Annotated in this window: 9 protein-coding genes; 6 read left to right on the top strand and 3 right to left on the bottom strand. The window is 63.8% G+C overall.

The window, feature by feature from the left end; translation table 11 throughout:
* Nucleotides 1-10: 10 nt before the first annotated feature.
* The gene (locus KAH28_RS14855) at nucleotides 11-496 is read right to left on the bottom strand and encodes an Mpo1-like protein (RefSeq protein WP_290577917.1); all 486 of its coding nucleotides are present in this window, start codon (nucleotides 494-496) and stop codon (nucleotides 11-13) included.
* 90 nt (nucleotides 497-586) lie between these two features.
* On the bottom strand, nucleotides 587-1,015 hold the full coding sequence (gene queF, locus KAH28_RS14850) for a preQ(1) synthase (RefSeq protein ID WP_366918206.1): 429 nt from the start codon (nucleotides 1,013-1,015) through the stop codon (nucleotides 587-589).
* A gap of 176 nt (nucleotides 1,016-1,191) precedes the next feature.
* Between queF and smc the strand changes: the two genes are divergently transcribed.
* The 3 genes from smc to ligA are packed head-to-tail and all read left to right on the top strand — an operon-like array spanning nucleotide 1,192 to nucleotide 7,435.
* A complete protein-coding gene (gene smc, locus KAH28_RS14845) occupies nucleotides 1,192-4,692 on the top strand; it encodes a chromosome segregation protein SMC (protein WP_290577913.1) in 3,501 nt (1,166 codons plus the stop codon).
* Nucleotides 4,689-5,396, top strand: a complete 708-nt coding sequence (locus KAH28_RS14840) for a cell division protein ZipA C-terminal FtsZ-binding domain-containing protein (RefSeq protein WP_290577911.1) — start codon at nucleotides 4,689-4,691, stop codon at nucleotides 5,394-5,396. Before smc ends, KAH28_RS14840 begins: the two co-directional genes overlap by 4 nt.
* The gene (gene ligA, locus KAH28_RS14835) at nucleotides 5,393-7,435 is read left to right on the top strand and encodes an NAD-dependent DNA ligase LigA (protein ID WP_290577909.1); all 2,043 of its coding nucleotides are present in this window, start codon (nucleotides 5,393-5,395) and stop codon (nucleotides 7,433-7,435) included. Before KAH28_RS14840 ends, ligA begins: the two co-directional genes overlap by 4 nt.
* 157 nt (nucleotides 7,436-7,592) lie before the next feature.
* Here the strand turns inward: ligA and KAH28_RS14830 are convergent, their stop codons facing one another.
* A complete protein-coding gene (locus KAH28_RS14830; RefSeq protein WP_290577907.1) occupies nucleotides 7,593-8,135 on the bottom strand; it encodes a phage integrase N-terminal SAM-like domain-containing protein in 543 nt (180 codons plus the stop codon).
* Between the two features lie 220 nt (nucleotides 8,136-8,355).
* On the opposite strand from KAH28_RS14830, the gene KAH28_RS14825 reads away from it, so the two are divergent.
* From KAH28_RS14825 to dsr1, 3 genes are all read left to right on the top strand, one after another.
* Entirely contained in the window at nucleotides 8,356-8,712 is a 357-nt protein-coding gene (locus tag KAH28_RS14825) for a hypothetical protein (RefSeq protein WP_290577905.1), read from the top strand.
* Between the two features lie 106 nt (nucleotides 8,713-8,818).
* Nucleotides 8,819-10,231 (top strand): hypothetical protein, encoded by a 1,413-nt coding sequence (locus tag KAH28_RS14820; RefSeq protein WP_290577904.1) that lies wholly within the window; start codon nucleotides 8,819-8,821, stop codon nucleotides 10,229-10,231.
* 119 nt (nucleotides 10,232-10,350) lie between these two features.
* Nucleotides 10,351-13,977 (top strand): anti-phage defense-associated sirtuin Dsr1, encoded by a 3,627-nt coding sequence (dsr1, locus tag KAH28_RS14815; RefSeq protein WP_290577903.1) that lies wholly within the window; start codon nucleotides 10,351-10,353, stop codon nucleotides 13,975-13,977.
* Nucleotides 13,978-13,998 lie beyond the last annotated feature (21 nt).

Raw genomic sequence — 13,998 nt, 5'->3', positions numbered from 1 at the left:
GGAGGTCGCGTCAGCGCGCGGCCGGGTCGGCGAAGTACCCGCCGCTGAGTTCGTCCACCACGAACAGCGGGCCGATCAGCAGGAACAGCAGGTCCTTGGCGAAGGAGGGCTTGGCGCCCTCGACCTCGTGGCCGTAGAACTGCACCGCCCACGACGCGACCCAGACGACCACCGAGGTCCACAGCAGCGACAGCGGGCTGGCGTCGATGGCGACGATGCCCAGCACGCTCACCGCCAGCCAGGCGGCCATCACCAGCGCGGCGCGCAGCGACAGCATCAGGTAGAACAGGGCGGCCGGCGTGGCGCCCACGGTGGCGCCGTTGACCCAGTACGCCAGCGGCGCTTCCAGGCCCATCCAGGCGCCCAGCGGCAGGCACCAGGCGATGCCCAGGGTGGCGAAGAAGATCAGCGGCACGCAGAAGAAGTGGATTTTCTGGTTCAGCGGGTTGCGGTGGCTGATGCCGTACTCGTCGAGGTATTCGGTAAGCGTTTTCATGGCCTTAGCGGTTTCACGCATTCGGATGCGCATGCTGCACCCGCACCGGACGACGGGGAATCGTAGATTCTGATTAAGCAGAATGCGGGGTCAGCCGCGCCCCGGCACTGCGTTGGCGTTGGGGTCGTCGTGCCAGGCGGCCGGTGGCAGCGTGCCGTTCCAGCCCGGTGCGCGGTGCTCGGCCGTGACGTGCGTGTAGACGCCGCCGCGGACGTTGAACACCGCCGTCAGCCGCATGAAGCGCGGCGCCACGGCGGCGACGAAGTCGTCCAGCATGCGGTTGGTGACGGCCTCGTGGAAGTGGCCCTCGTCGCGGAACGACCAGATGTAGAGCTTCAGCGCCTTGAGCTCGAGGCAGTGCGCGTCCGGCACGTATTCCAGGTACAGCGTTCCGAAATCGGGCTGCCCCGTCTTCGGGCACAGGCAGGTGAACTCGGGCAGCCGCATCCGGATGCAGTAGTCGCGCTCCGGGTTGGGGTTGTCGAAGCTTTCGAGCTGGCGCGAGGGCTGGGTGGTCATCCGGTGGCGGCGGGTCACGAGGGGCGCTCATGCTAAACCAGCCCAATCCGCACGGCGTGCGTGCAGGCCAACGGGTCGATCCGCGTCGAAGCACTACACTAGTGTAACGACCCCGGATGGTGCACCCGCCGCCGGGCCATGCACCCGACCGTCTCCGGTGACCGCAACTCCGTCGCATGCGTCTGTCCCAGATCAAGCTCGCCGGATTCAAGTCCTTCGTGGACGTGACCACGCTGCCGCTGCCGTCGAACCTCACGTCGGTGGTCGGCCCCAATGGCTGCGGCAAGTCCAACATCATCGACGCGGTGCGCTGGGTGCTGGGCGAATCCAGCATGAAGCAGCTGCGCTCGTCGTCGTCGGAGGACGTCATCTTCAACGGCTCGCGCTCGCGCAAGCCGGTGGGGCGGGCCTCGGTCGAGCTCGCCTTCGACAACAGCGACCAGACGCTGCAGGGGCCCTACGCGCACTACACCGAAGTCGCGGTGCGGCGCGAGCTGACGCGCGACGGCCAGTCGCAGTACTTCCTCAACGGCGCCAAGTGCCTGCGCCGCGACATCGTCGACCTCTTCCTGGGCACCGGCCTGGGCGCGCGCTCCGGCTACGCCATCATCGAGCAGGGCATGGTCTCGCGCATGATCGAGGCCAAGCCCGAGGAACTGCGCCAGTGGCTGGAGGAGGCCGCCGGCATCTCGCGCTACCGCGAGCGGCGCCGCGAGACCGAGTCGCGCATCCGCAGCACGCGCGAGAACCTGTCGCGCCTCGACGACCTCTGCGGCGAGGTGCAGGCGCGCGCCCGCGCCCTGGAGCGCCAGGCCGAGAACGCGAAGAAGTACAAGCGCTATCGCGAGGAGGAGGCCCGGCTCAAGGTCGAGATCCACTTCCTCAACACGCGCGACACCGAGGCCCAGGCCGAGGCCGCCGCCGAGAAGGTGCGCGAGGGCGAGGCCGCCGATCTGCGCGCCCGCAACGCCCTCGACACCGCCCGCAACAACCGCCTGCGCGCCGAGGCGGACCTGGAATCCGCGCGCGGTGCCTTCAACGAGGCGCAGAGCGCCCACTACGCCGCCGAGGCCGAGACCTCGCGCACCGATCAGGCCCTGCGCCACGCCCGCGAGCTGGCCGAGATGCGCCAGCGCGAGATCGCCTCGCTGGACGACGAGCAGCAGCGCGCCGAGAAGCGCCGCGCCGAGGCCGCCGAGCAGGCCGAGCAGGCCGGTACGCGCGAGCAGCAGCTGCAGGCCGAGCTCGACGCCGCCGCCGGGCGCCACCAGCAGGCCGGCGAGGCGCTGGAAACGGCCGAGGCCACCGCGAGCCGCGCGGCCGAGGCGCTGGAGAAGCACGACGCCGACAGCCGCGAGCCGCTGGAACAGCTCACCGGCGAGCGCACGCGCCTGCGCGAGCGCGAGCACGCGCTCAACCAGCTCGACGAGCGGCGCAAGCGCCTGCACGCCGATCGCGAGCGCACCCCGGCGCCGGACCCCGAGGCTCTCGCCGAACGGCGCCGCGCCACCGCCCGGGCCGCCGAGGCCCTGCGCGTCGCCCGCGAAGCCGCCGAGACCGCCGAGACCCACGCCGAGCACAGCGAGCACGCCCGCAACGAGGCGCAGTCCGCGCTCGCCGAATGCCGTGCCGAGCACACCCGACTCAGCAGCGAACGCACCTCGCTGCAGACGCTGCAGGCGGCGGCCCTCGGCGAGGACGACCCCGCGCTGCACGACTGGGTGCACGCCGTCGGCCTTGGCGAGGCGCGGCGCGTCGGGCAGGGCATCCGCGTTGCGGAAGGCTGGGAGACCGCCGCCGAGCACGTGCTGGGGCGCCTGCTGCAGGCGCCGCTGGCGGACGATCTGCAGACGGCGCTGGCCGCCGTCGGACAGGCGCCCGAGGCCGGCGCGGCCGTGGTGCGCACCGGTGGCGACGCCGTCACTGCCGATGCCGGTTCGCTTGCCGCGCGTGTCGACGGCCCGGCGGCCGTCCGCGCGCTGCTGACCGGCATCCGCTGCGCGGATGAAGCCGCTACCGCCGAGCGGCTGCTCGCCGAGCTGGACGAATCCGCCAGCGTCATCACCCCCGACGGCGTGTGGCGCGCCCGCGGCTGGCTGCGCACCCCGCCGCGCGGAGGAGGCGAGGGCGTCATCGCGCGCACCCGCCGGCTCGAGGCCATCGAGTCCGCGCTCGCCGACGAGGACCAGCGCCTGCAGCGCCTGGAGCACGAGGCCGAAGAAGCCGCACGCGTGCAGTCCGAGGCGGTGGCGGCCCGCCGCGCGGCGGCGGCCGAGGCCGAGCGCGCCCGCGAGGCGCACGTCCAGGCCCAGTCCGCCGAGCACAAGGCACAGCAGGAATTCGACAACCGCACCGCGCAGCGTCAGCGCATCGACGAGGCGCTGGCCGAGGTCGAGCGCGACTTCGAGCAGCGCACCGCCGACTGTGCGGCGCTGCGCGAGACGGTGAGCACGCTCGAGGCGCGCACCCAGACCCTGGCGAGCGAGCGCGAGCAGCTCGCCGGCGCCGTGCAGAAGGCACGCGAGGAGCGCGACGCCGCCCGCCGCGCGCTGGCCGAGCTGGAACGCAGCCAGTCCGACCTGCAGGCCCGGCTGGCCGCTGCCCGCAGCGAGGCGCAGTCGGCCGCGCGCCAGGCCGAGGAATCGGCCAACCGCGCGCGCCAGCTCGCCGAGTCGCTGGCCGCCCGCCGCGACGAGCCCGCCCGCGACGCCGCCGTGGAGCAGGCCCAGGAGCAGGTCCGGGTCGCCCAGGAGAAGCAGCAGCAGACGCGCGAGGCCTTCGCCGAGGCGCGCCGCCGCATGGAAGCCGGCGAGCAGGCGCTGGCCGAGACCCGGACGGCCGAGCAGACCGCGCAGGGCGAGCGCGAGCAGGTACAGAACGCGCTCCAGGAAGCCCGCCTGGAGCACGGCACGCTCGATTCACGGCGTCAGACCCTGGCCGCCCGCTTCGAGGAGTTCGGCGTCACCCGCGCCGAAGTGGCCGAAGGGCTCGACGAGAACGCCGATGCCGAGCAGTGGCAGGAGCGGCTGGCGCAACTGCAGCGCCGCATCGAGCGGCTGGGGGCCATCAACCTCGCGGCCATCGACGAGCTCGCCGAGACCCAGGAGCGCGCCGAGGACCTGGCGAAGCAGCACGCCGACATCACCGAGGCGCTGGAGACGCTGGAAGAGGCCATCCGCAAGATCGACCGCGAGACCAAGGCCCGTTTTCGCGAGACCTTCGACAAGGTCAACGAGCGCTTCTCGGCGCGCTTCCCGCGCCTGTTCGGCGGCGGCGAGGCATCGCTGGAGCTGACCGACGACGATCTGCTTTCGGCCGGCGTGCGCGTCATGGCGCGGCCGCCCGGCAAGCGGAATACCACCATCCACCTGCTGTCGGGCGGCGAGAAGGCGATGACGGCGGTGGCGCTGCTGCTGGCGCTGTTCGAGCTGAATCCGGCACCCTTCTGCCTGCTCGACGAGGTCGACGCCCCGCTCGACGACGCCAACGTGACCCGGTTCTGCGACGTCATCCGGGAAATGTCGGCCAACGTCCAGTTTGTCATCATTACCCACAACAAGATCACGATGGCGCTTGCCGAGCATCTGCACGGTGTGACCATGGCCGAGCCGGGGAGCTCGCGCCTGGTGAGCGTCAACGTGCAGGAAGCCGCCAGCCTGGCCGGAGAAGCCGCTTGACTGCACTGCAACTGTCGCTGCTCATTCTCACGCTGATCGCCATCGCGGCGGTCGGGTTCGTCAGCTACAAGCGCAACGAGGCGCCGCGCGAGCGCAAGGCGCCGCGCGTGGACGGGGACGAGGAGCAGCTCGACCTGCTCGGCTCCGGCAGCGCCGCCGGCCGCTTCGACGAATTCGGCGTCAGCGAGCCGCGCCGTGCCGGCACGGCGCGCGAGGAGCCCGCGATTCCGCCCGCGCCGGAAGCGGACCCCGGGACGCAGGCCCCGCCCGCCGCCGAGCCGCGGCCGGCGTCGAAGGAGGAATGCATCGTGTCGCTGTTCGTGCTGCAGCGCGAAGGCGAGGCCATCGCCGGCGAGATCATCCACCGTCAGCTGCACGCCCTCGGCCTCGAGCCCGGCGAGCGCCTGACCTACGAGCGCCGCGTCGGCGGGCAGACCTGGTTCCACGTCGCCAACATGCGCAAGCCCGGCCACCTCGACCCGGGCGAAGCCGACCGCTTCGAGACCCCCGGCCTGAGCCTGTTCGCGCTGCTGGATACCGCCGACGACCCGGTCGCCACCTTCGACGACCTGCTGTCGACCGCCAGCCGCCTTGCCGAATCGCTGGACGCGGTGGTGCTCGACGACCAGCGCCGCCCGCTGGAAGCCGACGGCGCCGAGCGGCTGCGCGCCGAAGTCTTGGACTGGCACAACCGGCAGGCATGAGCGAGCAGGCGCAGGCGCGCGCGGCCGAGCTGCGCGAGACCATCCGCGCCCACGACCGCCGCTACTACCAGGAAGACAGCCCCGCGATCAGCGACGCCGAGTACGACCGGCTCTTCCGCGAGCTGGTCGATCTGGAGCGCGCCCATCCCGAGCTGCAGTCCGAGGATTCGCCCACCCAGCGCGTGGGCGCGCCGCCGTCGGATGCCTTCTCGCCGGTGCAGCACAGCACGCCCATGCTGTCGCTTGGCAACGCCTTCGATGCCGACGAGGTGCGCGAATTCGACCGCCGCCTGCGCGACCTGGTGGGCGGCGAGGCGCTCGCCTACTTCGCCGAGCCCAAGTACGACGGCGCCGCCGTCACGCTGCGCTACGAGCACGGCCGCTTCACGCAGGGCGCCACCCGCGGCGACGGCCGTACCGGCGAGGACATCACCGCCAACCTGCGCACCGTGCGCGACATCCCGCTGAAGCTGGGCGACGACGCCCCCGCGCTGGTGGAAGTGCGCGGCGAGGTCGTCATGCCGCAGCCCGCCTTCGAGCGCATGAACGCCGCGCTGGCCGAGAACGGCGAAAAAACCTTCGTCAACCCGCGCAACGCCGCCGCCGGCAGCCTGCGCCAGATCGACCCCGCCGTCACCGCGCGCCGGCCGCTGTCCTTCATGGCCTATGCGCTGGGCAGCGGCGAGGCCGAGCTGGGCGTGGCCACGCAGGCCGAGCTGATCGCGCGGCTGGCGCAGTGGGGCTTCGTCACCAGCGACTACGCCGCGCGCGTGCAGGGCGTCGAAGGCTGCCTGGCGCACTACGACAAGCTGCTGGAAGCGCGCCACGGCATGGATGTCGCCATCGACGGCGTCGTCTACAAGCTGGACAACATTGCCCTGCGCGAGGAAGCCGGCACCCTGTCGCGCACGCCGCGCTGGGCCATTGCGCACAAGTTCCCGGCCGAGGAGGCCGAAACCGTGCTGGAGGCGGTCGAGTTCCAGGTCGGCCGCACCGGCGCCGTCACCCCGGTGGCGCGGCTGAAGCCGGTATTCGTCGGCGGCGCGACGGTGTCCAACGCCACGCTGCACAACGCCGACGAGATGCTGCGCAAGGATATTCACATCGGCGATACCGTTGTGCTGCGCCGTGCCGGCGACGTCATTCCCGAGGTCGTCCGTGCCCTGCCGGACAAGCGCCCCGAGAACGCCCAACGCGCGCAGATGCCGGGCCACTGCCCGGTTTGCGGCGCCGAAGTCGCGCGCCCGGAAGGCGAGGTCGTCGCGCGCTGCACCAACGGCCTGTCCTGCCCGGCGCAGCGCCACGCCGCGCTGGCGCACTTCGTTTCCCGCCGCGCCATGGACATCGACGGGCTGGGGGACAAGATCCTCACCCAGCTGCTGGACAAGGAACTGGTCGAAACCCCGGCCGACCTCTACCAGCTGGACAAGGACACTCTGCTGGGCCTGGAGCGCATGGCGGACAAGTCCGCCGACAATCTTCTGGCCGCCATCGACAAGAGCCGCAACACCACGCTGGCGCGCTTCCTCTTCGCGCTGGGCATCCCGGATGTCGGCGAAAGCACCGCCCAGGCCCTGGCCGAGCACTTCGGCAGCATCGAGGCCCTGCGCGAAGCCGCCGCGGCCGACGACGGCACGCGCGACACCAAGCCTGCCACCAAGCGCTTCCCCCAGCTCACCGCGGTAGCGGATGTCGGCCCCGTCGTCGCCGCCGAGATCTGCGACTTCTTCAAGGAACCGCACAACCATGCCGTCATCGACGCCCTGCTGGCCGCCGGCATCCACTGGCCCGAGCCCCGAACCCCGCGCGGCGACGCCCTGGCCGGCCTGCGCTTCGTCATTACCGGCACGCTGCCCGACGTCACCCGCGACGCCGCCGCCGCACTCATCAAGAGCCAGGGCGGGGCGGTCTCAAGCTCGGTCTCGAAGAACACCGACTACCTGCTGGCCGGCGAAAACGCCGGCAGCAAGCTGGAGAAGGCGAATAGCCTGGGCGTGACCGTGATCGACTGGGAGCAGCTGCAGACGCTGTTGCAATGAGCTGACCCTACGCGCGGGTTGGCTTTCCGCGCGAGAATGCGGCACGCTGACCGCTGGACAAGCGCTTCGGGGTCGGGGGATGCCCAAGGAGTGGGCACTGGATAGAGCGTCCCATCCACCGTTCCGTGACATACGGGACGGCGTGATTGCGCGGTTATCACAAGCCGGATTGGATGCGCGATGGTGCAGCGATCGAGCCGAGCCGGGCTCCCTGCCAAGCAAACACCCGACGCGAACTATCCCGATCCTTGATCCAACCGCGCGCGCATCGCGGCACCCACAGGCCCGCGCCATACATCAGCGACGCCATCAGATCGTAAGGCGCCTCCAGTCCCGCTATCACTCTCCGTGCCTCGCTGTCCGTAAGCACAACCGGCAGGCGAGACGGTCCCTTCGCACGCGCCGCGTTCCCGATGTCACCCAGTGGTTGGTTCAGAACCTTCGCGTACAGGAACACCAGAGCATTCAGCGCCTGGTTCTGCGTGGCAGCGGCCACGTTGCGCTGCGTCGCCAGCCACGTCAGGAACTGGCGGACTTCTTTCTCGCCCATCTCCAACGGGTGGGTCATGTCATGGAAGCGGATGAAGTACCGAATCCAGTACCAGTAGACCTTCTCTGTACGCAGGCTATAGCGACGGGTCCGGATCACCGCCCGGACCTGCTGCTGCAACCGGGGCTGTTGACCTTGACCATCAACCATGCCTTTCTCACATACTGTACAAACATACAGTATTATCGAGCGAGCAAAACGCTGCAGTCAAACGAATACACGCCGGAGTGGGCGAAGAGACGCTAGGTAGCTGAAAAGAAAGAAAAACCGATGGCGGCTGCGTCGACTGTGCTCCGGAGTTATGAAGCGCGCACGATCATGCAATTATGCAGCGCGCTGTCCAATCACTGTTAGATTTGCGGATTCCTGTATGCCCAGCGAGATTATTAGCTCCCTATCCCATGCGATAAGTATTGCTTACCGACTTAAGGAGGTGTCGGAGAACGTCAAGAGTGCTGAATTCAAGAACCTTCTTGCCGACCTGAGCCTTGAGTTGGCAGATGTGAAGCTAAAGCTAGCGTCTGTACTTGAAGAGAACATCCGTCTCGCAGAGCAGGTGCGCGAGCTTGAAGCAGTAGAGAGCGACCCATGCCCAAAGTGCAGGAAACGAACTTGGGAGTTAGAGGTTAGTAAGCCACATCCAGATCTTGGCGAGCTCGGAGTAGTTATGAGGTACTACAAGTGCACGTCCTGTGGTCATGCAGAGCAAACTACAGTCACGCCATGACGAAATCTAACAAGTCGCTCAAGTACGTTCCGGGCCTGTCGGCCTTGCACCGGACGCAGCAAAGCTGCGCCGCTTAGCTCAGGCGTCATAACCACAAGGAACATGGATGACATATGCACTAATTGACAACGCCTCCCTTACAGCCGTGCAACGGGTAACAGGGAAAATCGTCGTTAAGAACCCGGACACTATAAATGGTGATCTAGTAGCATTGGAAAACTTCGTCCAAGCTATCCTTTTTTATGACGACCTTGTCTGTATTGATAATTACAAGGAAGAGCATAAGGAAAAAAGAAAACAAGAGTTTAATTTTATAAGATTCATATCACCTGAAGAATATCAGTTAGAAGGCCTTTCAGGAAAAGCTAAAGCAGAAGCTAAATTGATTCGGCCTGAAATCCGTGCGGGAGAATTTGTAGATTCAGATTTTCGAGAGCTAGTTGAGTTACTTAAACTCAATATGGTTTGCACATGGGATTTGCGCTCGAGCGTTTATTATTTGACCATGAAAATGCTCGGCCAGCCTAACACGCCAGAGTATGTAAAATATAGTGAACTGAGTTCGGCTATATACAATGAACTTTCGGATGCGGGTGATACATTTGGTCACTGGTCAACAGAAGTTAACCTTGTCGGCTCGGATGGAACTGAATATACGAAAGGAAAAATGGCTGAAGAAGCCAAATCAGCTAGCCGAGGTCATGGTGGTACGACCCGTGCCTTAGACATGTTTATTGCCTCCCTTAATTGGCTTGCTTATAAATCTATTTATTACAGCCTGGCGGCCAATTATTTACGAGCAGATACCTTTCTTCATCCTATCAGGCATGCCTACCAAATCCATTGGTTTAAAAAGACGGGCGCATTTGGCCATGATTTTACTTCAAAACTAATAGCCGCTTTGTCAAACAGACTAACAACATCAGTAGGCGAAATAATTGATAGTGGACGGTCTACAGCAATTTCGCTAGATATTCCAATATTTTCTGCATGGTTGTCAGTTCAGTCTGGCGATGTTCGAAGCGTAGTCAACTCCGCCCTTGAAATTAGAGATGAGCAAATCTTGCAGGATGCAAGAGGACTTCTTAGGGAAATACGTATTGGATTTGATGAAGGGGGAGTCACGCTGGCTAACAAATCTATCCAAAAATGGGAAAGGCAGATTAAAAAGGCAGAGCTTGAGCTAAAATCAAGGTACGGCATCAAGACAGACCAAGGGGTTCAGGGAAGCTTTTTAATGAAAGTATATAATTCTTTTGCGGCATTAGCAGGTCTGCCGCAATTTCCTGAATTTGATTTCAAAGTCCCTTTGCCTAAATTCTTTAATGATAATCAATCTGGGAATTTTTCTACTCTCTTTAAAGATGTCGCTTCTGAACTTGCCTCAACAGAAAGGTTGGGTGGTGTGAGGGACTTAATGGCCGCAAACTTTGTAATAGATGACGAACATTATGTACCACCAAAAACAGAAGCTCCTGAATATCGAAAATATGTCTCCGACTGGAAGTTGCCGATGTAGGTTATAACAATTGGGTCAACCAGTACGCTCCTATCGTCGTGCCTGTTATCCAAAACGTTAGACCCATTGAGCCCTAATTTGCTCGAATGCACATACGCATTGGATAGGAAATATTAGGAATGCAATTCATCACGGACGGCCCTGACATTCCGGATGCACTCTTGCAGGCGCACGAGGATGGCCGCGTGGTGTTCTTCTGCGGTGCAGGAATTTCCCACCCGGCCGGTTTACCGGGTTTCAAGGGGCTTGTAGACCAAATCTACCGGCTGAGCGGGACGGCACTTTCGGACATTGAACGAGAGGCCTTCGAGCGTGGGCAGTTTGATGCCACACTTGATCTGCTCGAACGGCGCCTGCCGGGCCAGCGTCTGGCTGTCCGTCGCGCTCTGGCAAATGCCTTGAAGCCGAAACTCCGCCGCAAGGGTGCTACCGATACACAAGCGGCGCTGTTGCATCTGGCGCGCAGCCGAGAGGGCGCGCTGCGGCTGGTCACCACCAACTTCGATCGCATCTTTCATGTGGCGGCCAAACGCACGGGTCAAGCGTTCCAAGAGTACGCCGCCCCGATGCTGCCCATCCCCAAAAACAGCCGTTGGAACGGGCTGGTTTATCTGCACGGCCTGTTACCCGAAAAGGTGGACGACACGGCCCTGAACCGTCTGGTTGTCACCAGCGGTGATTTCGGCTTGGCCTACCTCACAGAGCGCTGGGCGGCACGCTTTGTAAGCGAGTTGTTCCGCAATTACGTGGTCTGCTTCGTGGGTTACAGCATCAACGATCCGGTTCTTCGCTACATGATGGATGCGCTGGCGGCCGACCGAATGCTGGGCGAAGTTACGCCGCAGGCCTGGGCACTGGGCGATTGCGAATCGGGGCAAGAGCAACGCAAGACAATCGAGTGGGAAGCCAAGGGCGTCACGCCCATCCTTTATAACGTACCTGCTGACAGCTACGATCACTCAGCGCTGCACCAGACTTTGCACGTATGGGCAGACATCTACCGCGATGGTGTGCAAGGCAAAGAAGCCATCATCGTCAAGCACGCCTTGGCCCGGCCACAGGACAGCACGCGGCAGGACGATTTTGTAGGGCGGATGCTGTGGGCCTTGTCGGATAAATCGGGCTTGCCGGCTAAACGTTTCGCCGAATTCAATCCCACTCCTTCGCTTGACTGGCTGCTGGAACCCTTCGCGGATGAGCGTTTCGGGCACGGCGATCTGGCCCGCTTTGGCGTGCCGCCACGCGATGAGGGGGACGCCAAGCTGCGCTTCAGCTTGATTCGTCGGCCGGCCTCCTACGACCGCGCCCCATCCATGCTACTGGCCTCCGGTGGAATCACCGGTAGCCAATGGGATGACGTGATGTTCCATCTGGCCCGATGGCTGGTGCGCCACCTGGACGACCCGAGACTGGTCATCTGGATTGCGGAACGTGGCGGGCAGTTGCACGACCGTTGGCCGTGGCTGATCGAACGCGAGTTGGATCGTTTTGCTTCACTGGAGCGTGATGGCAAGACCTCCGAGCTGAATGAAATCCGCTTGCATGCATCCAAGGCCATTCTTGGCCCCCTGATGCACACCTTGTGGCGCCTACTGCTTAGTGGCCGGGTCAAATCCCCATGGCACGACTCCGATCTGTATCGCTGGAATGGGCGGCTGAAACGGGATGGGCTGACCACCACGCTGCGTCTGGAGTTACGGGAGTTGCTTGCACCCAAAGTGGTCTTGAAGAAGCCGTTTCGCTGGGGTGACGACGACTCGAACAGCACCGACGAGCCTGCGCGGATCAAGCAATTGGTGGACTGGGAACTCGTGCTGGCCGCTGATCACGTGCATTCTGCTCTGCGCGACTTAGCCGACGAGCACTGGACATCGGCCCTGCCGCTCCTGCTGGAGGATTTTCAGCAGCTATTGCGTGATGCACTGGATCTGTTACGCGAGTTGGGTGAGGCCAACGACCACAGCGATCGGTCGCACTGGGATCTCCCGTCCATTACGCCACATTGGCAGAACCGGGCCTTCCGAGACTGGGTGAGCCTGATCGAATTGCTGCGCGATGCTTGGTTGGCAGTTCGCGCGAACGACAGCGTGCGCGCGACACGAATCGCACAGAGCTGGTTTGAATTGCCGTACCCCACCTTCAAACGCCTGGCCTTGTTTGCCGCCAGTCAGGATGGTTGCATCCCGCCCGAGCAGTGGGTGGATTGGCTGTTGACCGATGGGGCGTGGTGGCTGTGGTCCACAGATACGGGGCGGGAGGTCTTCAGACTGTTCGTTCTACAGGCGCGGCAGTTGGCAGAGGGCGCTCAAGAGCGTTTGGAGGCAGCCATCTTGGCGGGTCCACCACGCGATATGTATCGGGATGATCTGGAGCCGGATCGATGGCAAGACTTGGTGGCACGCTCTGTCTGGCTGCATCTGGCCAAGCTGAACACATCGGGCCTCACTCTGGGAGTAGATGCAGCGGCACGATTGGCGGAAATTTCCAATGCCTACCCGCAATGGCAGTTGGCAACCAACGAGCGTGACGAGTTCTCGCACTGGATGAGTGGCACTGGCGATCCGGATTACGAGGACAGCCGAGACGTCGACATTGCTCCCCGCAAGCGGAAGGAACTTGTGCAATGGCTCACCAAGCCGACGCCCGAACGGCGACCTTTCTACGAAGATACGTGGCGTGACGTTTGCCGCACCCGTTTCTTTCACAGTCTGTCCGCGTTATGTGATCTGGCACAGGATGGCGTGTGGCCCGCTGGCCGATGGCGCGAGGCTCTGCAGGTCTGGGCCAAAGAAGGAATGGTGTTGCGCTCCTGGCGATATGCGGCACCGCTGGTTCAGACCATGCCCGATGCCGTACTTCAGGAGATTGCTCACGGTGTAACGTGGTGGATGGAAGCTGCATCCAAATCGATCAACCGCCACGAGGATATTCTGCTGGAGTTGTGCCGTCGCGTGCTTTCGCTGCCGCTGGAAGCTGACCCAGGTTCCCGCATCATCCGTAACGGTATCGAAACCTACGACCCCGTCGGTTCTGCAATCAACCACCCCATTGGGCATGTCACTCAAGCCCTGATCAATCTCTGGTTCAAGAAGAACCCGAATGACAACGATCTGATTCCAGCCGACCTCAAGCCCATTTTCACCACATTGTGCGACGTGCAAGAGGACCGATTCCGCCACGGCAGGGTACTGCTGGGTTCGCGACTAATTGCATTTTTCCGCGTAGACCGTCCGTGGACCGAGCAATACCTGTTGCCGCTTTTCAGTTGGAGTAATCCGGCCGAAGCAAAAGCAGTGTGGGAAGGTTTCCTATGGTCTCCTCGTTTGTATCAGCCCTTGCTAATTGCTTTCAAGCCAGAGTTCCTGGAGACCGCAAACCGCTACGCCGATCTTGGCGAGCATCGGCAGCAATTCTCGGCGTTCCTAACATATGCAGCATTGGGCCCGACCGAGGAATACGCCGCAGATGAGTTCCGATCCGCGATTGGCGAGCTTCCACAAGAAGGCCTGGAGGAATCCGCGCAGGCGCTCTCCCAGGCGCTTGAAGGTGCAGCCGATCAGCGTGAGGACTACTGGAAAAACCGTGTCCAGCCGTTCTGGCAACAGATCTGGCCAAAGTCCCGCGACTTGGCCACCCCGCGAATCGCCGAGTCCTTGGCCCGGTTGGTCATTGCTGCCCGAGGCGAGTTTCCGGCGGCCTTGGCTGCGGTGCAGGACTGGCTGCAACCCATTGAACACCCTAACTAGTCGCCCCTGAACAATCCGCAA

It is taken from the genome of Algiphilus sp. (assembly GCF_023145115.1).
Taxonomy (GTDB): Bacteria; Pseudomonadota; Gammaproteobacteria; order Nevskiales; family Nevskiaceae; genus Algiphilus.
The sequence above is the reverse complement of the archived record's forward strand: the minus strand, read 5'-3'. Positions and strand labels throughout refer to the sequence as shown.

Bases quoted from the DNA above. Each gene is read 5' to 3' on its own strand.
- KAH28_RS14855 (WP_290577917.1), bottom strand. From the start codon at position 496: ATGAAAACGCTTACCGAATACCTCGACGAGTACGGCATCAGCCACCGC.
- queF (WP_366918206.1), bottom strand. From the start codon at position 1,015: ATGACCACCCAGCCCTCGCGCCAGCTCGAAAGCTTCGACAACCCCAAC.
- smc (WP_290577913.1), top strand. From the start codon at position 1,192: ATGCGTCTGTCCCAGATCAAGCTCGCCGGATTCAAGTCCTTCGTGGAC.
- ligA (WP_290577909.1), top strand. From the start codon at position 5,393: ATGAGCGAGCAGGCGCAGGCGCGCGCGGCCGAGCTGCGCGAGACCATC.
- KAH28_RS14830 (WP_290577907.1), bottom strand. From the start codon at position 8,135: ATGGTTGATGGTCAAGGTCAACAGCCCCGGTTGCAGCAGCAGGTCCGG.
- KAH28_RS14825 (WP_290577905.1), top strand. From the start codon at position 8,356: ATGCCCAGCGAGATTATTAGCTCCCTATCCCATGCGATAAGTATTGCT.
- KAH28_RS14820 (WP_290577904.1), top strand. From the start codon at position 8,819: ATGACATATGCACTAATTGACAACGCCTCCCTTACAGCCGTGCAACGG.
- dsr1 (WP_290577903.1), top strand. From the start codon at position 10,351: ATGCAATTCATCACGGACGGCCCTGACATTCCGGATGCACTCTTGCAG.